The sequence below is a fragment of the Granulicella mallensis genome (genome assembly GCF_014203225.1).
Classification (GTDB): domain Bacteria; phylum Acidobacteriota; class Terriglobia; order Terriglobales; family Acidobacteriaceae; genus Granulicella; species Granulicella mallensis_A.
Genome location: NZ_JACHIO010000001.1, coordinates 445,074 through 463,553 on the forward strand (window position 1 = coordinate 445,074; position 18,480 = coordinate 463,553).

Annotated in this window: 19 protein-coding genes; 15 read left to right on the forward strand and 4 right to left on the reverse strand. The window is 61.8% G+C overall.

What is annotated here, in order from left to right; translation table 11 throughout:
- Positions 1-46 precede the first annotated feature (46 nt).
- Both HDF15_RS01650 and HDF15_RS01655 read left to right on the forward strand, forming a co-directional pair.
- Positions 47-562 carry a DUF3761 domain-containing protein gene (locus HDF15_RS01650; protein ID WP_184252523.1) on the forward strand — a complete coding sequence of 172 codons (516 nt, stop codon included), beginning with the start codon at positions 47-49 and terminating at the stop codon, positions 560-562.
- A 163-nt stretch (positions 563-725) separates the two neighbouring features.
- Positions 726-2,918, forward strand: a complete 2,193-nt coding sequence (locus tag HDF15_RS01655) for an FUSC family protein (RefSeq protein WP_184252524.1) — start codon at positions 726-728, stop codon at positions 2,916-2,918.
- On the opposite strand, the gene HDF15_RS01660 is transcribed toward HDF15_RS01655, so the two are convergent.
- A complete protein-coding gene (locus tag HDF15_RS01660; RefSeq protein WP_184252525.1) occupies positions 2,905-4,161 on the reverse strand; it encodes a threonine synthase in 1,257 nt (418 codons plus the stop codon). The genes HDF15_RS01655 and HDF15_RS01660 overlap by 14 nt on opposite strands.
- A 303-nt stretch (positions 4,162-4,464) precedes the next feature.
- Here HDF15_RS01660 and HDF15_RS01665 point away from each other — a divergent pair, with 303 nt between their 5' ends.
- The 10 genes from HDF15_RS01665 to dapB all read left to right on the forward strand — a co-directional run bounded on the left by HDF15_RS01665 (position 4,465) and on the right by dapB (position 13,695).
- Positions 4,465-5,427, forward strand: coding sequence for a Cof-type HAD-IIB family hydrolase (locus HDF15_RS01665; RefSeq protein WP_184252526.1), 963 nt, complete (start codon positions 4,465-4,467; stop codon positions 5,425-5,427).
- Between the two features lie 7 nt (positions 5,428-5,434).
- Positions 5,435-6,145: a lytic transglycosylase domain-containing protein gene (locus HDF15_RS01670; RefSeq protein ID WP_311733012.1), complete on the forward strand. Its 711-nt coding sequence runs from the start codon at positions 5,435-5,437 to the stop codon at positions 6,143-6,145.
- A gap of 20 nt (positions 6,146-6,165) precedes the next feature.
- Positions 6,166-7,221: a lysylphosphatidylglycerol synthase transmembrane domain-containing protein gene (locus tag HDF15_RS01675; protein WP_184252527.1), complete on the forward strand. Its 1,056-nt coding sequence runs from the start codon at positions 6,166-6,168 to the stop codon at positions 7,219-7,221.
- 91 nt (positions 7,222-7,312) lie between these two features.
- A complete protein-coding gene (gene nrdR, locus HDF15_RS01680; RefSeq protein ID WP_014266847.1) occupies positions 7,313-7,798 on the forward strand; it encodes a transcriptional regulator NrdR in 486 nt (161 codons plus the stop codon).
- Positions 7,799-7,831: 33 nt separating this feature from the next.
- Entirely contained in the window at positions 7,832-8,857 is a 1,026-nt protein-coding gene (locus HDF15_RS01685) for an isocitrate/isopropylmalate dehydrogenase family protein (RefSeq protein WP_184252528.1), read from the forward strand.
- A gap of 306 nt (positions 8,858-9,163) precedes the next feature.
- Positions 9,164-9,931 carry a carboxypeptidase regulatory-like domain-containing protein gene (locus HDF15_RS01690; protein WP_184252529.1) on the forward strand — a complete coding sequence of 256 codons (768 nt, stop codon included), beginning with the start codon at positions 9,164-9,166 and terminating at the stop codon, positions 9,929-9,931.
- Between the two features lie 48 nt (positions 9,932-9,979).
- Positions 9,980-10,294 (forward strand): hypothetical protein, encoded by a 315-nt coding sequence (locus tag HDF15_RS01695; protein WP_014266850.1) that lies wholly within the window; start codon positions 9,980-9,982, stop codon positions 10,292-10,294.
- A gap of 101 nt (positions 10,295-10,395) precedes the next feature.
- Positions 10,396-11,529 (forward strand): aspartate-semialdehyde dehydrogenase, encoded by a 1,134-nt coding sequence (asd, locus tag HDF15_RS01700; protein ID WP_184252530.1) that lies wholly within the window; start codon positions 10,396-10,398, stop codon positions 11,527-11,529.
- The gene (lysC, locus tag HDF15_RS01705; RefSeq protein WP_184252531.1) at positions 11,526-12,992 is read left to right on the forward strand and encodes a lysine-sensitive aspartokinase 3; all 1,467 of its coding nucleotides are present in this window, start codon (positions 11,526-11,528) and stop codon (positions 12,990-12,992) included. The genes asd and lysC overlap by 4 nt, the downstream gene beginning before the upstream one ends.
- Before the next feature lie 13 nt (positions 12,993-13,005).
- Complete coding sequence (gene dapB, locus HDF15_RS01710) at positions 13,006-13,695, forward strand: 4-hydroxy-tetrahydrodipicolinate reductase (protein ID WP_184252532.1); 690 nt, start codon at positions 13,006-13,008, stop codon at positions 13,693-13,695.
- Between the two features lie 227 nt (positions 13,696-13,922).
- On the opposite strand, the gene HDF15_RS01715 is transcribed toward dapB, so the two are convergent.
- Positions 13,923-14,102: a hypothetical protein gene (locus HDF15_RS01715; RefSeq protein WP_184252533.1), complete on the reverse strand. Its 180-nt coding sequence runs from the start codon at positions 14,100-14,102 to the stop codon at positions 13,923-13,925.
- Between the two features lie 142 nt (positions 14,103-14,244).
- On the opposite strand from HDF15_RS01715, the gene HDF15_RS01720 reads away from it, so the two are divergent.
- Entirely contained in the window at positions 14,245-15,510 is a 1,266-nt protein-coding gene (locus tag HDF15_RS01720) for an aminopeptidase (RefSeq protein ID WP_184252534.1), read from the forward strand.
- A gap of 29 nt (positions 15,511-15,539) precedes the next feature.
- On the opposite strand, the gene HDF15_RS01725 is transcribed toward HDF15_RS01720, so the two are convergent.
- Together HDF15_RS01725 and HDF15_RS01730 are read right to left on the reverse strand one after the other, a co-directional pair.
- Positions 15,540-15,968 carry a PIN domain-containing protein gene (locus HDF15_RS01725; RefSeq protein ID WP_014266856.1) on the reverse strand — a complete coding sequence of 143 codons (429 nt, stop codon included), beginning with the start codon at positions 15,966-15,968 and terminating at the stop codon, positions 15,540-15,542.
- A gap of 2 nt (positions 15,969-15,970) precedes the next feature.
- Positions 15,971-16,459: a hypothetical protein gene (locus tag HDF15_RS01730; protein WP_184252535.1), complete on the reverse strand. Its 489-nt coding sequence runs from the start codon at positions 16,457-16,459 to the stop codon at positions 15,971-15,973.
- A 103-nt stretch (positions 16,460-16,562) separates the two neighbouring features.
- Between HDF15_RS01730 and HDF15_RS01735 the strand changes: the two genes are divergently transcribed.
- Positions 16,563-17,222: a TMEM175 family protein gene (locus tag HDF15_RS01735; RefSeq protein ID WP_184252536.1), complete on the forward strand. Its 660-nt coding sequence runs from the start codon at positions 16,563-16,565 to the stop codon at positions 17,220-17,222.
- A 78-nt stretch (positions 17,223-17,300) separates the two neighbouring features.
- On the forward strand, positions 17,301-18,239 hold the full coding sequence (dapA, locus tag HDF15_RS01740) for a 4-hydroxy-tetrahydrodipicolinate synthase (RefSeq protein WP_260330763.1): 939 nt from the start codon (positions 17,301-17,303) through the stop codon (positions 18,237-18,239).
- The last annotated feature ends 241 nt before the right edge of the window (positions 18,240-18,480 follow it).

The window sequence follows — 18,480 nt, forward strand, 5'->3', positions numbered from 1 at the left end:
GCGGTAACCTTGCGCCCCTAAATTCAATACCGATCGGAGAATCCTCATGTTGAAATTGCGATTTGCTCTTCCCGCACTCGCTGCTGCGCTCTTCTGCTGTCACGTATCCCTCGCCCAGGCCCCCGCCGGCGCACCTGCCGGATCGACCGGCCAATGCAAGGACGGCACCTACTCCACAGCCGCCACCAAAGCCGGCGCCTGCCGCGGCCACAAAGGCGTGCAGCAGTGGTTCACCGCCTCTGCGGCAACTCCAGCCAAGCCTGCGGCCGCCCCTGCCAAGTCCACTCCGGCACCCGCACCTGCAGCAGCCCCCCAGTCTTCCACCACCATGATGATGGCCCCGGCGCCCTCTTCGAAGCCCGCGAAGTCCATGCCAGCTCCCTCAGCAACAGCAGCTCCCGGCGGCGGCCCCAACATGGTCTGGGTCAACACGGCGAGCAACGTCTACCACTGCCCCAGCGACCGCTACTACGGCAAGACCAAGGCCGGTAAGTACATGACCGAAGCCGACGCCAAAGCCGCAGGCGCTCACGGACAAAAAGGCGAGACCTGCTTCAAATAGCCCTTGTTCGATAACAAACGGCCCCTCGGTGGGGCCGTTTGTTTTGCCCTTGTTTGCCTCTGCTGTTGTTTGTTTTTCGTCGTCATCCTGAGCCGCAGGCGAAGGACCCCCGCATTTTGCAGTGGCACCCATGTAAGTGCTGCCCCCTCGCTACACTTGACCCATGCCGATCGTACAAATCACAGGATTCCGTTCCGCGCTCCTTCGGACGCACTGGGGTAGAGGCCTGCGTGCCGGTCTCGCGGTCGGCGGCGCCATGCTGGTCTGCTATCTTCTCGGCAAACCCATGGGATGGGCCGCGCTGGGCGGTCTTCAAGTCATCATGGCCGATAACGGCGGCCCCTATCGCTCTCGCCTGGCCAACATCGTAACCGTACTGCTGGGAGGCTCGATTGCAGTCGCCCTCGGCGTGATCGCAGGCGTCAACCTGCCCGTTGCCGTCGTGGTCAGCCTTCTCTTTTGCTTTGTCGCCACACTGGCTCGCGTGCTTTCGCAGCCTCTGGCCTCGTCCAGCGTTACCATCCTGGTCGCCTACATCGTCGCGTTTGGCAGCTCGCAACATACGTTCTCCTATGGCCTGACCAGCACGGGCTATTTCGTCTTCGGAGGCCTGTGGGCCTCGTTACTCGCTCTGCTGCTCTGGCCGGCTGACCCGTTTCGTCCGGCGCGCAACGCCGTCGCCGATGTCTACTTCACCCTCAGCGAGTTCATACGCGCTCTCCCCGCAGCCCATACCGCGGAAGGCCAACCGCACTTCCATGAAGTTCTGGCACGCCTCCGCCTTCGCATCGAAGAGGCCCAACTGGCACTGGCCGCCACGCCGGCCCGCATGACCTCACGCACTATCCGCGCGCGCAATCTCTCCGTCCTGAACGAGAGCGCCGACCTGCTGACGGCCCGCATCATGCGGTTTGCCGAACTCGGTTCCAGGTCGGCGGACGGCAACCACCTCACCGCGGATGCTCCCCTGCATCTCCCCGAGATCACCACCTGGCTGCTGACCTCGCTCGCTCCCATCGAGTCCGCACTACGCCAGCGCCCCGTCGATCACGAAGCAGCCTTCGCGCCGGAAGGCTCGCTTTCGGTAGAGCTGCATCGAACCTTCGCGCGTCTGAAAACCGCTGTTGGCGACACCTCAACCTCCGATTCCAGGACACACCTCGTCTCGGCATTGCTCGATTCTCTGCTCATCTTTGAAGTCACCTATGAGGCCGTTCGAGCGATCTGGTCCGGCGTCGAGCCGCGCAGCCGCGAGGCCGCAAGGCTGCGTAACTCCGGCCTCGAAGACGTCGCCACAAAGGTCTCTGCGCCCATGCTCTGGACCGAGACGCTCCGCGCCAACCTCACCCTGCGCTCCATCATGTTTCGTCATGCGCTGCGCCTCTCAACCGTAGTAGCCATTGACGTCCTGTTGATTCACTTCACGAGAATTCAGCATGGCTACTGGCTCGCGATGACCTCCATCATCGTGCTCCAGCCCTACGCGGGCGAGACCGTGCGCCGATCGGGCGAGCGCACGATCGGAACCGTCGCCGGGGCCGCGGTCGCGTCACTGCTGGCAGCCGTCATCTACGGCCAGGCCGGACTGCTCGTAGCCATTACCGTCGGGTCGATCCTCGCCGTGGCCTTCTACGCGGTCGACTACGCCTGGTACTGCTTCTTTCTCACCCCGACGGTCGTACTCATGACGCTTCCGCACCTGCGCGACTGGCACTTTGCCGCCGTGCGCCTGGAGATGACCGGCCTAGGTGCGCTGGTCTCCGTCCTGGCCATGCTGCTGCTCTGGCCGGAGCGCGAGAGCCTGCAGCTTCCCAGCCTGCTCGCTCGGGGCGCCGCCGCGGATGCCACGTACCTGCGCGCCATGCTCAATTTTTGGCAGAAGACGGACAATGACTCTGTCGATGCCAGGATCGCCGCTGAGCGATCGCTGCTGGCCCCGGCACGCCGTCTCTGCGGCCTGACCGTCAACGATGCCGAAGAGACGCTCGACCACGCACTGCTCGAACACTCCATCCCACTCAATCCGGCCAAGGCCCGCACCGAGATCCTCAACCGCGCCGCGCTCACCTTCACCACCTACCTGCGCCGTCTCACCCAGACCATCACGACGCTGGCGGCCATCGGCTACGGCGGTGAAGAAGAGACCAGCCGCCTCATCGCACGCTTCGCGGAACGACTCGACGCCGTCTCCCGCGCGCTCGAACAGCACGAATCCTTCGTCGCAGTCGAGGCTGCCAACGATTCAGCACCCACGCTGCAGGACTCGTTTTCAGGACAGCAGCTCCGCCGCCTTGAACGTCAGGTTTCTGTGCTTGAGCGCACCGCCAGCGAACTCGCCGCGATTAAACTGGGGTAATAATCCCACCGACCGGCAAGGATGTAGGCAGAGATCCGGGGCGGCGCAGATGCATCGCCTCCGCCACCACATCGGTGTACTTCAGGCCAGCGCCGGTGTTGAACAGAACGACCCGCTCGCCGGGCTTGATCTCACCACTTGCCAGCAGCGTGTCATAAGCCACCGTCGCCGCTGCGCCTTCGGGCGAAAGAAACAGCCCCTCGTGCTTTGCCCAGTCGAGAATCGAGGCGAGGATCGCGGCATCATCCGAGGCCACCACGCTTCCGCCAGAAGCACGCACGATGTCGAGGATCAGCCGGTCGCCATAGGGCTTCGGCACGCGCAGACCGGCGGCAAAGGTCTCGGCGTTGGCGAAGAACTCGCTCGCGCTGTTGCCCGCGTCATAGGCCTTTGCCATCGGGGCGCAGCCCGAAGCCTGCAGCGCGTACATGCGCGGACGCTTTCCGCTCACCCAGCCAAGCTGCTCCATCTCCTCGAACGCCTTCCACATGCCGATGAGCCCAACCCCGCCGCCCGTCGGATAGAACACCGCGTCGGGATACTCCCAGCCAAGCTGTTCGACGAGCTCATAGCCCATCGTCTTCTTGCCTTCCACGCGGAACGGCTCCTTAAGCGTCGAGATATCGAACCAGACATCCTCCGCCGCCACACCGCTCTCACGCTGCTGCTTGATGCGTTCGCCCACTATACGCGCGCAGTCGGAGATCAACCCATCGACCATCGTCACGTCCGAGCCGTAGAGCACGCCTTCGAGATAGTTGGCGAACGGCACATCCTTAGGCATGAAGATATGCGCGGCGATCTGCCCCGCAGCCGCATAAGCCGCAAGAGCCCCGGCCGCATTGCCCGCCGAAGGCACCGCGAGATGCCGCAGGCCATAGTGCTTCGCCATCGTCACGGCCATCGCCAGGCCGCGGGCCTTGAAGGTTCCGGTAGGGTTCGCTCCCTCTTCCTTGACGAAGAGGCCCGGATAGCGCCGACTATGAACCATCGGCGTCCAGCCCTCGCCAAGCGTCACCGGCGCTGCATCCGGCAGGACATCCGCGTAGCGCCACATCCCCAGACTCGCAGGCGAGGCCGCGGCCAGCTCAGCCGCATGTTCGCGGCGGGCAGTCTTCTGCAGCGCGTCCATGTCATAGCGAACGTAGAGAGACCCGGCATCGATGGGACAAAGGGTCTGGGGGGTATCGGCAGGAAGACGGTGGAAGCAGAGAGCGCACTCGAGGTAAGCAATGGCAGGCATCTCTTAGATGTTAGCCGACGACTGTAGAAGCTTGTACTGCCTCCTTTGCTTTTTGCTCTTGCCTTTCTGGCTTGTCATTCCGAGCGCAGCGAGCGAATCTGCTTCCTCCCGCTCTTTGCTCGTATCACCAGGAAGCGTGTGGGGAGAACTAGAAGGGGACGGAATACTGTGGCGGCACTTGCGAAAAACGGGAGAAAGCAGATTCGCTCGCTGCGCTCGGAATGACAAGCCAGAAAGGCAAGAACAACGGCAAAAGCCGAAACTTCACCATCTCGGCCACGCATCTCATCTAACCTTAGAAAGATGCTCGTACCCTACTCACCTCCCAAACTCATCGCCATCGACATGGACGGAACCCTGCTCGGCTCCAACGGCCGTGTCAGCGAGCGCAATCTCGCCGCGCTCCGCAGCGCCGAAGCCGCCGGCGTCGAGATCGTCATAGCGACCGGCCGCCGGCATGCCTTCGCCATGCGCGTCCTGCGTGAACTGAACCTCCGGCGCACAAGCGCCCTCGTCAGCTCCAACGGCACAGTCATTCGCACCATCGGCTCGGCGGAACTGCTGCACCGCAGCCACATCCCTCTCTCCACGGCGCTCTGGCTCTGCGAGCACGTTGCAGAGTTCCGCAGCACTCTCGTGCTCACCTTCGACACCGTAGGCGAAGACGGCGATGACTCCCGTGGCGCTCTCGTCGTCGAAGAGACCAGCGGCCTGTATGCCAACATGGACCGCTGGATGCAGAGCAACGAACCCTATATCGCGCACGTCCCCTCGTTTGAGGAAGCCCTCCGGGGCGACCCGCCCACCCAGATGATGCTGTGCGGCCCCATCGCCCACATGCGCCGGGCCGAGGCCCTGCTGGCGGAGCATCCGCTCGTAACCCCTATCGGAGCCGATAGCCGGCCTGACGCTGAGATCGCCCTGCACCGCACCGAGTACCCAGACCACGACCTCTGCATCATCGACATCCTGCCCGCAGGCTGCTCGAAAGCCTCGGCGCTGGAGCACCTGGCCGAGCTGCGCGGAATCTCCATGCAGAACGTCCTCGCCATCGGCGACAACTGGAACGACGTGCCCATGCTCGACCACGCCGGTCAAGCCGTGCTGATGTCTAACGCTCCCGAAGATCTGAAGCAGATTGCCGGAGAACGAGGCTGGACGATCGGCCCCTCGAACGACGAAGACGGGGTCGCGGTGGCCATCGAAGCCGCCCTGGAGATTACATCCACCCTTAATGCTACCGAAAAGCCTCTAATGGTAGTCTGAATCCTCAGTGTTCTCCCGCTTTCCAAGCCGTCACTGCATCGCCCTGGCGAGCCTTGTCGCCATGGCCTGCCCCGCCGCACACGCGTTCGAGCACATCACGCTCCGCAACGGCTTCTCCGTCGACTGCGTACGCCATGAGGCCGTAGGCGATCGTACGCGGCTGTATACCGGAGACACCAACTACCAGGAACTCGCGTCGGCTGAGATCGCCAGCATCGAGACGCTGCCCGATCCGCCCAAGCCACCTCCACCCGCCCCTGCTCCAGCCGCGCATGCCGACCTTACTGCAACCCCCACCCTGGCCCAGTTGCGCGAGATGCTGGCCCACGCCGGCGCCGAGCACGATATCGATGTCGACCTGCTGGCCAGCGTCATCAAGACCGAGAGCAACTTCCAGGTCAACGCCGTCTCCCGCGCCGGAGCCCGGGGCCTGATGCAGTTGATGCCCTCCACCGCCCACGATCTCGGCGTGCAGGACGTCACCCGCGCCGACCAGAACATCGCCGGCGGCACAGCCTACCTGGACTCGCTGCTGAAGCTCTACAAGGACAACCTCGCGCTGGCACTCGCCGCTTACAACGCAGGCCCCGCCGCAGTCGCGAAGTATCACGGCGTCCCGCCCTATCGCGAGACTCGCGCTTACGTCTCGCGCGTCATCCGGGAGTTCAATCGCCGCAAGACCGCGCAATTGACGACCACTAACGTCGCATCGCGTTGAAGCTCCTGTAGCCTTACCGCATGCCAGCGAACTCGGGCCAACATAAAAACCGGCTAATCCCATGGATCGTCGCCATCCTTGCGGTGGCCGTACTCGCATGGCTGCTCCACAACCGCATCACCTTCGACTGGGCCACCCTCGGGCGGCAACTGCGATCCGTCTCTCTCGGATACGTATTCACAGGCGTTGCCCTGCTCTACCTCGGCTACGGGCTTCGCAGTTGGCGATGGGCCATTCTCCTGACACCCGTCCAGCGCGTCCGCCCGATGGAACTGCTCGGCCCCCAGCTCATCGGCTTTACCGCCGTCATGCTCATCGGCAGAATCGCCGACCTGGTCCGTCCCTACCTCATTGCCCGCCGCCTGGGTCTCCCGGTCGCCACACAGCTTGCGATCTACTCCGTGGAGCGAGCCTTCGACGTCGGGGCCGCCGCAGTTCTCTTCTCCTTTACGCTCGCGGTCGCACCACATAATCTCCCGCACCACGTGCTCTACGTTCAAGCAGGAGCACTCTCACTCGCCGCCACATTCGCCCTCGTCGCGTTTGCCGTCTCCCTGCGTTTTGCCGGAACTACTGTCGCCGAGCTCATCCGCCGTCTGATTACACCGCTCTCCGCCGATCTTGCGAATCGCGTCAATGACCGCATCGTCGACTTCTGCAAAGGCCTCCACATCCTCTCCACCTGGAGAGAGTTCTTCACGGCCTCTGCGATCTCTCTGCTGATGTGGCTCGGCATCGCATGCGGCTACCTGCTGTCGGCACGCTCCTTCACCACCGAGCCAACCCTGTCTCACTTCAGCTTTACGGCCACGATGCTTATCGTCGCAGCCAGCCTGGGCGGCTCTATGCTGCAGCTGCCGATCCTTGGCTGGTTTACGCAGACCGGCGTCCTCGCCACGGCGTTGCACGGCTTTTTCAACGTTCCCTGGGAGACCGCGACAGCCTGCGGCGCGGTCATGCTCTTCGTCACCACTCTCGACATCCTTCCAATCGGGCTGATCGCCGCACGGCTGCAGGGCATTACCCTGCGGGAGGCCGTCGCCGAAAGCGGAGCAAAACAGCATAATCTGTCGTAACCCGGCAAAACTGTGATTTCCGTTCATAGGCAGCGAGCGAAAGATCGCAATTGAAAGGGTTTAGCGGCAACACTGATAAAATCCGATTGACATGAAATGCCCGTATTGCGCCTTCACTCAAGACAAGGTCATCGACTCACGCGAGAGCAAAGACGCGAACTCCATCCGGCGGCGGCGGGAATGCGAACGTTGCAACAAGCGTTTCACCACCTACGAACGCCTCGATGAAATCCCCTACATGGTCGTAAAAAAAGACGGCCGACGCGAAAACTTCGACCGCCAGAAGGTCCTCACCGGCCTGCTGCACTCCTGCCAGAAACGAAAGGTCTCTGTCACGCAGATGCAGGAGATCGTGGACGCTGTCGAAGCCTTCGTCATCGACTCTCCGGAGCGCGAACGCACCACCGCGTCCGTCGGCGAGCTCATCATGGCGCGCCTGAAGGACATCGACACCGTCGCCTACATCCGTTTTGCCAGCGTCTATCGCGACTTCAAAGATGTTCGCGAGTTCAAGCAGGAGCTCGAAGAGCTGCTCGGCGGCAAAGACCCTAAATCCAAGCGGCTCGCCTCGCGCTAGCCTCCCCCTCATCTCTAACACGAAGGAAGAACCTTGCCCGACTTTACCCGCACGCACAAGATCACGCTCATCCCCGGGGACGGAATCGGCCCGGAAGTCACCGCCGCCACCGTCAACATCCTCGAAGCCGCCGGCAAGCAGACCGGCTGCAGCTTCGACTGGCACAACTATGATGCCGGTGCAGACGCCTACGCCAAGACCGGCGAGTACATCCCCAAGGCACTCTACAAGTCGATCGAGCAGAACCGCGTTGCCCTCAAAGGGCCGGTCACCACGCCCATCGGCGGTGGCTTCTCGTCGATCAACGTAACGCTGCGCAAGAAGTTCGACCTGTACGCGAACTTCCGCCCCGTCAAGAGCCTCCCCGGTCTGAAGTCCAACTACCCGGACATCGACCTCGTCATCTTCCGCGAGAACACCGAGGATCTGTACGCCGGCCTCGAAGTGATGATCAATCCCGACATCGCACAGTCGATGAAGATCATCACCCGCAAGGGCTCGACCCGCATCGCGAAGTCGGCCTTCGACTACGCGAAGAAGCATGGCCGCAAGAAGATCCACGCCATCCACAAAGCCAACATCATGAAGCTCTCGGACGGCCTCTTTATCAAGTGCTGTAAGGAAGTCTCCGAAGAGTTCCCCGACGTCACCTACGCCGAGCACATCGTCGACAACACCTGCATGCAGCTGGTGCTGAACCCCTACCAGTACGACATCATACTGACGGAGAACCTCTACGGCGACATCCTCTCGGACCTCTGCTCGGCCTTCGTCGGCGGCCTGGGACTGGTTCCGGGCGCCAATCTCGGCGCAGAGTGCGCGATCTTCGAGGCCGTTCACGGCTCCGCTCCGGACATCGCCGGACAGGACAAGGCCAACCCGACAGCGCTGCTGCAGTCTGCCGTGTTGATGCTGCATCACATCGACGAAGCAGCCACCGCGGACAAGATTCAGGCTGCGCTGGAGAAGGTCTACGCCGCAGGCAAGACACTGACCCGCGATGTCGGCGGCAAGTCCGGCACACGCGCTTTTGGCGAGGCTATTATCGCCGCGTTGTAGTTTTGTTCCTGCATTTGCTTTTCTGGTTTGTCATTCCGAGCGGAGCGAGCGAACCTGCTTCCTCCCGTTTTTCGCCAGTGCTGCCATAAACGCTATGCGGCAGCACTGGCCCTGTTCCAACTCAAATGTTTTTTGGGCGGTACGAGCAAAGAACGGGAGACAACAGGTTCACTCGCTGCGCTCGGAATGACAACCAGAAAAGCAACAGCAACAACCAGAAAAGCAACAGCAACAACCAGAAAAGCAACGGCAAGACAAGCAACACCAGCCTCCCAATCACCATCACCGCATCCTCAAAGGACTACCGTGACTCTCCGCTCGACATCGCTCCTCCTCCTCGCCGCCCTCACCCTCACCGGCTGCAAGCACGACGCTGCCCCGAAGGCCACCGAGACCGCACAGTCGAGCCCGGTGCCGGCGGTCGATCCCGCCACCACCGGCACCGTCACAGGGGTCGTGCACTTCGACGGCAAAGCCCCTGCCCGCATTCCCATCGACATGTCGATGGACCCGGCCTGCGCGTTCTCCAAGGACCCCAACCTCAGCGAGCAGTTCGTCGCCACCGACGGCAAGCTGGCCAACGTGTACATCTACATCAAGTCGGGTATTGCGCCTTCGCAGGCCCCCGCAGGCACAGCCCCCGTCGTGCTCGACCAGAAGGGCTGCCGCTACCTGCCCCACGTCGTAGCCGTGCAGCAGGGTGGATCGGTTGAGTTCCATAACTCCGACCCCACGATGCACAACATCCACACCATGCCCTCCACCGTCGGCAACGAAGGCGTAGACATCTCTCAGTCCCCCATGGGCCAGCCCCAAACCCACTCGTTCAAATCGCCCGAGGTGATGCTGCCCGTCCGCTGCAACAACCACCCCTGGATGAACGCCTTCATCAACGTTGCTCCCAACCCATACTTTGCCGTTACCGGCGCGGACGGCAGCTTCACCATCAAGGGTCTACCGGCAGGAACCTACACGCTCGCCGCGGTGCATGAGAAGCTCGGCGAACAGGATATCCAGATAACTGTGGCTCCTAAAGCAACCGCCAGTGCCAGCTTTGCCTTCACACCTAAGTAGGATTTCGCCGCAGGAAACTTTAGCTTGCGGCGCTGGAGCACGACTGCCATGAATCTTCATGTTTTGCTGGTCACGCACACGCTGCCGCTGTGGTTTCTGGTGTTATCGCTCTTTCTTCCGCGCATCTGCCTGCTGATCGCGTGGCTGCAGCATGGTCTCGGGGCTTACATCCCGACCTCCCTCAACCTGATCCAGATCATCGTGGCCCTGCTGATTCCACGCATCCTGATCCTCTTCTGGATCTACCAGGACCAGGGCATCGGCCTCTGGTTCCTGATCCACGCCATCGGCCTGGTGGTCGCATGGGGTGGGGGCGGAAGCCGCGTGGTGAGCCGTCGCCGCGTCAGGGTCATCGAAGATTAAGCGAGACCTAACAGCTGGTTGTGCGGCAAGCTGTCGCACAACCAGCCGTTGTTTCTTGCAGCAATCGTGACGCCGCACAATTCACGCGTTATTCTTGATAGATGGAACGGCGTAACGTAGGCATTCTGGGCGCGACCGGCATGGTCGGGCAGCGATTTATTCAGCTTCTTGCGAATCACCCCTGGTTCAACATTACCTGGCTAGCCGCCAGCGACCGCAGCGCCGGCAAAACCTATGCCGACGCCTGTAAGTGGAAGCTCGACACCCCCCTGCCGAAGCACATCGCGCAGATGATCGTGCAGCCCAACACCCCCGAAGCCTCCACCACCGAACTGCCGCGCATCATCTTTGCCGCGCTCGACGCCGATATCGCCCGCGAACTTGAGCCCAAGTTCGCCGAGGCAGGTTGCGCCGTCATCTCAAACTCCTCCGCCTTCCGCATGACGCTGGACGTGCCGCTGGTCATTCCCGAGGTCAACGCCGGCCATCTCGATCTCATCGAGCGGCAGGCCACGCGCAAGACCTCCGGCGGTTACATCGTCACCAATCCGAACTGCTCGGCCATCGGACTGGTCCTCGCGCTCAAGCCGCTGGAAGACAGGTTCGGCATTGACAGCCTCTTCGTCACCACGATGCAGGCCATCTCCGGCGCGGGCTATCCCGGCGTGCCTTCGCTCGACATCCTCGGCAACGTCGTTCCCTTCATCAAGAACGAAGAGGAAAAGATGCAGGAGGAGGTCGGCAAGCTGCTCGGCTCGCTTGACGGCAGCTCGGTCTCTCCGCTGCCCGCCAAGGTCTCCGCGCACTGCAATCGCGTCGCCGTCGAAGACGGACATACCGAGTGCGTCAGCATCAAGCTCCGCAAGCCCGCAACCTACGAGCAGGTCATCGCCGCCTGGGAAGAGTTCCAGCCGCTCAGCGGCAAGGGCCTCGACGGCCTGCACCTGCCGACCGCGCCGCTCCACCCGGTGGAGTACGACACCGCCGTCGATCGCCCGCAGCCGCGCCTGGACCGCATGCGTGGCAACGGCATGACGTCCACGGTGGGACGCCTGCGTCCCTGCTCGATCTTCGACTGGAAGTTCGTCGTGCTCTCGCACAACACCATTCGCGGCGCAGCCGGTGCCGCCCTGTTGAACGCCGAGATCCTCGCCGTCCTCGGCAAGCTCGACTTCCGCCAGTTCCCTCCCCTGAAGCAGCCGGTACAGGTTGCGGAAGCGGTGGTGAAGGCATGAGCACACCCCGCAACCACATCGTCGTCATGAAGTTCGGCGGAACCTCGGTCGAGGACGCTACCGCCATCCTGCGCACCGTAGGCATCGTCACCGGACGCAAGCGCAAGGGCCTCAACCCCGTCGTCGTGGTCTCCGCCATGTCAAAGGTCACCGACGCCCTGCTCGCCTGCTCTGCTGCTGCTCACGCCGGCCGTGGCGACCGCGAGCCCGCGCTGGAGATCTCCTCGCGCCTGCGCGTGCGCCACATCGAAACCGCCGCACGCCTCTCCAGCGGAGATCGTCTCACCGCGCTGCACCGCTCCATCGACGAGCACTTCGACGCGCTCGATGAGCTGCTGCGCGGCATCGCCGCTGTCGGCGAGCTGACCGTACGCACCTCCGACCTCATCGTCAGCTTCGGCGAACGGCTCTCCAGCCTGATCATCGCCGCCGCCTTTGCCGAGCAGGGTACCGCCAGCGCCCACATCGATGCCCGCACCATCATCCGCACCGACAGCCACTACGGCAAGGCCGCACCCGACGAAGTAGAGATCGAAAGCGCTCTCCTCGCGAAGGTCCTGCCGCTCGTCGACTCCGGGGCCATCCCCGTCATGGGCGGCTTCATCGGTTCCTCGCCCAGCGGCGAAACCACGACACTCGGCCGTGGCGGCTCGGATTACACTGCCGCGCTCGTCGGCGGCGGTCTGCACGCCGGAGCCATCGAGATCTGGACCGACGTCAACGGCATCATGACCACGGACCCGCGCATCTGCCCCGACGCCCTGCGCGTGAAGACCATCAGCTTTGAAGAGGCCGCCGAGCTCGCCTACTTCGGCGCCAAGGTCCTGCATCCGGCCACGATCCTGCCCGCCGTGCAGAAGAACATCCCGGTCTGGGTGCTCAACAGCCGCAATCCTGAGAACGAAGGCACCAAGATCACCGCGACGCCGCAGTCCTGCGCGAGTCCGTTCAAATCCATCGCCGCGAAGAAGAAGCTGACCATCATCGACATCGTGGCCAGCCGCATGCTGCTCGCTCACGGCTTCCTCAAGTCGGTCTTCGACGTCTTCGACAAGCACAAGTGCGCCATCGACATGGTCTCCACCTCCGAGGTCTCGATCTCGGTCACGGTCGACTCCAAGGAAGCGCTACCCGCCATCTGCGAAGAGCTGGGCCGCATCGCCGACGTCAAGTACGAGAGCAACAAGGCGCTCATCTGCCTGGTGGGCGAGGACATTCGCGGCCACGCCGGCATCGCCTCGCAGGTCTTCAGCGCGGTCTCGCACGTCAATGTGCGCATGATTTCGCAGGGAGCCAGCGAAATCAACATGAGCTTCATGATTAACGAAGAAGATGTAGATGAGGCGGTTCGCTCGCTGCACAAGAGATTCTTTGCCGCACCCGACGCGAGTATCTTCGACGTTGAAGCGCGAGCTACACTCGCACGGGACGTTGAAGCGCGAGCAGTGCCCACGAACGCTTAGGAGTTTTTGAATCATGCGCATTCTCGTACTCGGAGTAGGCAAGACCGGTAAGCTCGTTGCGGAGGTCGCGGCGGAACGCGGCCATAGCGTTCACGTTCTCGACGCGAAGGAAAACAAGGACGCCGCAGCCCTCACCGCGCCGTTCGTCGCCGGCTTCGACATCATCATCGACTTCACCACCCCTGAAGCTGTCGTCTCCAACATGCGCGCCTGCCTCGCAACCGGCGCGAAGATGGTCATCGGCACGACCGGCTGGTACGACAAGCTGGACGACATGAAGTCGCTCGCCGAGCGCCGTGGCGCAGCCCTGCTCTACGGCACCAACTTCTCCATCGGCGTGCAGATCATGTTCGACCTCGCGAAGAAGATGTCGGCCGCGCTCAAGGACATGGGCTACCACTTTGCCATCTCCGAGACACACCACGAGAGCAAACTCGATTCTCCCAGCGGCACCGCGATCACCCTCCGCGACGCCGTGCTGGAAACCCTTGGAAACAACAACGAGGTGCCGATTCACGCCACCCGCACCGGCGAAGTAGCAGGCATCCACACGCTGGAAGCCATCGGCCACGGTGACCGTCTGCTCCTCACCCACGAATCAAAATCACGGCGTCCGTTTGCCGAAGGCGCAGTCCGCGCCGCGGAATGGCTCGCCTCCCGCACCGGCGTCTACAACGTGCGCGAGGTCTTCGACAAGCTGTAGGAACAGCAAGTCAGCGAGTCAGCTTGCTTCGCGTCAGCAAGTCAGTTGTAGTGTTGCGCCTGACTCGCTGACTGATCACAGCCCACAATCGCTGACTTGTTTGCTATACGTAACGAAACACGCTTCTTTCAACAAAACGTGAAAGGGGCCGAAGACCGCCCCTCCGTGTCGCCACAAGAGATAGAGCCTTCAGCCCTCTGATTTCGTTCGGGATCTAACCCTCTGGCTTACTGGTTGTTCTCGTCGTCCTTCTTTTCGAAATGATCCTCGATGGCTTCAGCACCTTTGTAACCTGCGACGGCTGCTGCGCCTTCCGTCAGGATCGACGCATTCGGATCCAGCTTCTTCACGCCTTCAACCGCGACTACAGCTCCTGCGATCTTTTCCGCTTCTTCCAAAAATCCCATGACCGACTCCTTTGAAGCATTCAGAATGGATACACCCCGTTCGAGGCGCAATCAGGATAGCACTCGAAGGTAACGGAGAACGCGCACAAAACGATCAAATCTGACCGGTTTCCAGGATCACCACTCGCGATAAACTTTCAGCATGTCTTCGCTTCCTTCCGACGCCTTCGCCGCCCTTTCCTTCGATCAAAAGCTGGACCGCCTCGCCGAAGTGGCGATCCGAATCGGCCTCAATCTGCGCGAAGGCCAGGAGCTCGTCCTGACCGCTCCCACCGATGCGCTGCCGCTCGTCCGCCGCATCACCGAGCACGCCTACAAGGCCGGCGCGAAGCTCGTGACCGTCTTCTACTCCGACGACGCCACCACCATCGCCCGCTTCCAGCACGCGCCTGACGCCAGCTTCGACTACGCGCCCCAGTGGCTGCAGGACGCCATCGCCACGGCGTTCCGGAGCGGCGCAGCCCGCATGGCCATCACCGGAGCCAACCCCGCTCTGCTCGCGCAGCAGGACCCCTCCAAGGTCTCCCGCGCCAACATCGCCGCCTCCAAGGCCTCCAAGCCCGCGATGGAACTCATCACCCGCCACGAGATCAACTGGACCATCGTCGCCGCGGCTACGCCCTCCTGGGCCGCGCTGGTCTTCCCCAACGATCCACCGGAGTTGGCTCTCGGCAGGCTCTGGGACGCCATCTTCGCGACCTCGCGCATCACCTCCGCCGATCCCGTCGCCCAGTGGAAGGAGCACGGAGCCAACCTCAAGAAGCGCGTCGACTTCCTGAACAACAAGCGCTTCCACTCGCTACGCTTCTACACCCCGGACGGCACGACTGACCTCACCGTCGGACTCGCCGACCAGCACCTCTGGGCCGGCGGTGGCACCACGGCAGGCAACGGCGTCTACTGCCAGCCGAACATCCCCACCGAAGAGTGCTTCACCACGCCGCACAAGGATCGCGTCAACGGCGTCGTCACAGCCTCCAAGCCGCTCTCCCACCAGGGCACGCTGATCGAAAACATTCGCTGCACCTTCAAGGACGGCAAGATCGTCGAAGCCACCGCGACCAAAGGCCAGGAAGCGATCAACAAGCTCATCTCCACCGATGACGGCGCCCGCCGCCTCGGCGAGGTCGCACTGGTGCCGCACAACTCGCCCATCGCGCAGTCCGGCATCCTCTTCTGGAACACGCTCTTCGACGAGAACGCCGCGAGCCACATCGCGCTGGGCCAGGCCTACTCCACCTGCCTGATCGGCGGCGAGAAGATGTCGAACGAAGAGCTCGCCAAACTCGGCGCAAACGAGAGCCTGATTCACGTGGACTGGATGATCGGCGGGCCAACGATGAACGTCGACGGCCTCGCAGCCGATGGCTCTGCCGAGCCTCTCATGCGGGCGGGCGACTGGGTGTAACAGGAAGAATTGTTCTAATCGATCATGCGCTACAAGAGGTGCTCTGCTGACGCAATGGAAGCAATGAAGTGAATTCCGGGAACCTGCAATCCGTGCAATTTTTTATCGTTGGTCACGAAAATCTCTACCCCAGCAGCCGCTGCGCAAGCGAGTTGCATGGCATCAGGGCCTCGTACCGAAGTCAATTGCCGGACTTCGCGATACCGATCACTCGCAACTTCCTCAAACGCGAGGACGCGAGCCGTCTGTACGATCACATCACGATACTTCGAATAGTTTCCGATGCTTGCTCTCCGTGGCGACTGCACCTGAATCTCTCCGACGGTGACCCAGGATGTAATTAACTCATCCCCACGAACCAGCATCTTGGTTCGTAGAGCCATGGCTTCTTTTTGATGAATTGCATGGTTCTCGAATAAATAGATGAACACATTGGTGTCCCAGAAGATTCGGCTCATCGTTACTCGGCCCTCAGCCGATTCACATATTCCACCGCATCCAACGCCCAAAGCCCCTTGCCCGACCCGGCCAGGGCCAACAAAGGGTCATCTGTGGATGCGCGACTGCGCCTCTTCGCACACCATTCCTCATACCATCGGAGAAGTGGCATTAAATGCCCCGGAAGATCCGATGCTTTGGGGATAATTCGCCCATCACGCTCCGCATGAAAGGGATCGGAAGGACAGAATAGGCGGCGCAGCCCATTCTGGGTCTCGAAAAGCATCCGCAGCTTTGCCTGATTTGGAGCTCGGTTCGCAACACAGTGTTGATTCGCATGAAGATAAATGCTGATATCTTCCTTTTCGGTCAGGCCTTCTTCTTTCACTTTCGCCACGATTTCGGCAACGGTGAATCCCTCAACCTTCGAATGTTCACGGTGCAGCATAGCGGTTGCAACCCACACCGCATCGGCAACTTTGAGATCTAAAGCACGCTCAACCGTTTGCATGTTGTCCCCCTGCAAACAAGGATATAAGGATTTATCCTTTTGTCAAGGATACCTGTTATTTTCAAATCTCTACCTTTTGCCCTACTATCTAAGGCACGACCCCATGCAGGCCACCTCCTCTCCAGCCCGGCTCGAAGCCTTCTCCGACGGCGTTATCGCCGTCATCATCACTATCATGGTGCTGGAGCTGAAGGTGCCCGCACTGAGCGGTTTTGCGGCGTTTCATGGGGTCATCTCGACGCTGCTGGTCTATGGCCTTTCGTTCACGTACATCGCGGTCTACTGGGTCAATCACCACGGCCTCATCGGCACACTGACCCGCTCGAACACTCGCATTCTCTGGGCCAACCTGGTCTGGCTCTTCGCGCTGTCGCTGATCCCCTTCTTCACCGACTACATCAACGAGCACTTCGACTCGTTCTCCGTCACTATCTACTGCATCTGCATGTTCGCGGCGGGCGTGACCTTTCTTATCCTGCGCTATACCGTTGAGTGCCAGGTAGTGCGTGAGGGACGGCTGACAAGCTTCGATCGGGGCACCCGTATCAAGCATTGGGGATCGATCTTCATCTACGCCATCAGCATCGGCCTCGCCCACATTTCACCTCGTGGTGCGTTGCTGGTCAGCTCCATCGTCACGTTTATCTGGATCCTTCCAACCCTGGGCCTCTTCGGGGGTTCGTACGGCGGCGACGTCCCTGCCTCCCACCACGAACTCGCTCCGCACAAGCCCGAAATGGATCACTCCCACACGCACAAATAGCCGGGTTTCGAGTTTCCTCCCTGGTTTCCTCATGGGAAATTGCTCTCATACCCCCTTTCGACCGCGCAAAAAGCGGCGATGTGCTCTAAACTACCCTTCGGCATGAATCTGCAAGGTTGCGGTACAGCACTCGTTACTCCTTTTCGCCCCGACGGTTCGGTGGATGAAACTGCGCTCCACGCTCACGTCAACTGGCAGATCGCCAACGGCGTCTCCCTGCTCATCCCCGCAGGCACCACCGGTGAGGCCTCCACGCTTACCGAGCAGGAGTGGCTGCGTGTCATCGAGGTCACGGTAGCCGCAGCGACTGGCCGGGTTCCCGTCTTCGCCGGATCGACGCATAACTCCACCCACCAGGCTGTCGTCAATGCGAAGAAGCTGGCGAGCATCCACGGACTCACCGGCATTCTGACCGCGAACCCGTATTACAACCGCCCCGGCCAGGAAGGCCAGTACCAGCACTTCCGCGCCATCGCCCAGGCAGTCGACCTGCCGATCCTGCTCTACAACATCCCGGGCCGCACCGGCGCGAACCTTGAGCCCGCCACCGTCCTGCGCCTCGCCGAGATTCCCAACATCATCGGCATCAAGGAATCCAGCGGCAACATGGTCCAGATCACCGAGCTGATCACCCAGGCGCCCCGCGCCTTCAAGGTCTTCGCCGGAGACGACTCCCTCGCCCTGCCCACACTCGCCGTCGGCGGTGTAGGACTCATCTCGGTGGCTTCCAACGCCATTCCGCAGCAGATGTCTCAGATGATCGGTTACGCCCTGAGCGACAACTGGATCGCCGCGCGCCGCATCAACCGCCACTACTTCCACCTGATGCAGGCCCACTTCACCGAGCCAAGCCCCGCGCCCATCAAGGCCGTGCTCGCCCTGCTGGGCCGCGGCAACGAACAGCTCCGCCTGCCGATGATTCCCGTCTCGGCAAGGACACGCCACACGCTGGAGATGATCCTCGGCGAACTGGGCCTGCTGCGCGACAGCCCGCACGAGAATTTGCGCGTCTTCTAAAGGTCGAGGTCTGTTTTTCGTCGTCATCCTGAGCCAACGGCGAAGGACCCCCGCATTGGTGCTGCCACTCGCGTCTCGGGCGTGCGAAGAGCGTGCGACCAGCGGATGCCCGCATAAGCGGTGTTCGCTTCCTTTGGCATCGTGCAGAATGCGGGGGTCCTTCGCGTACCGCTCAGGATGACGACGAAAAACAGGCAACGACACAAACTAACCCCACTCACGCTCTACCTCGACAAAAATC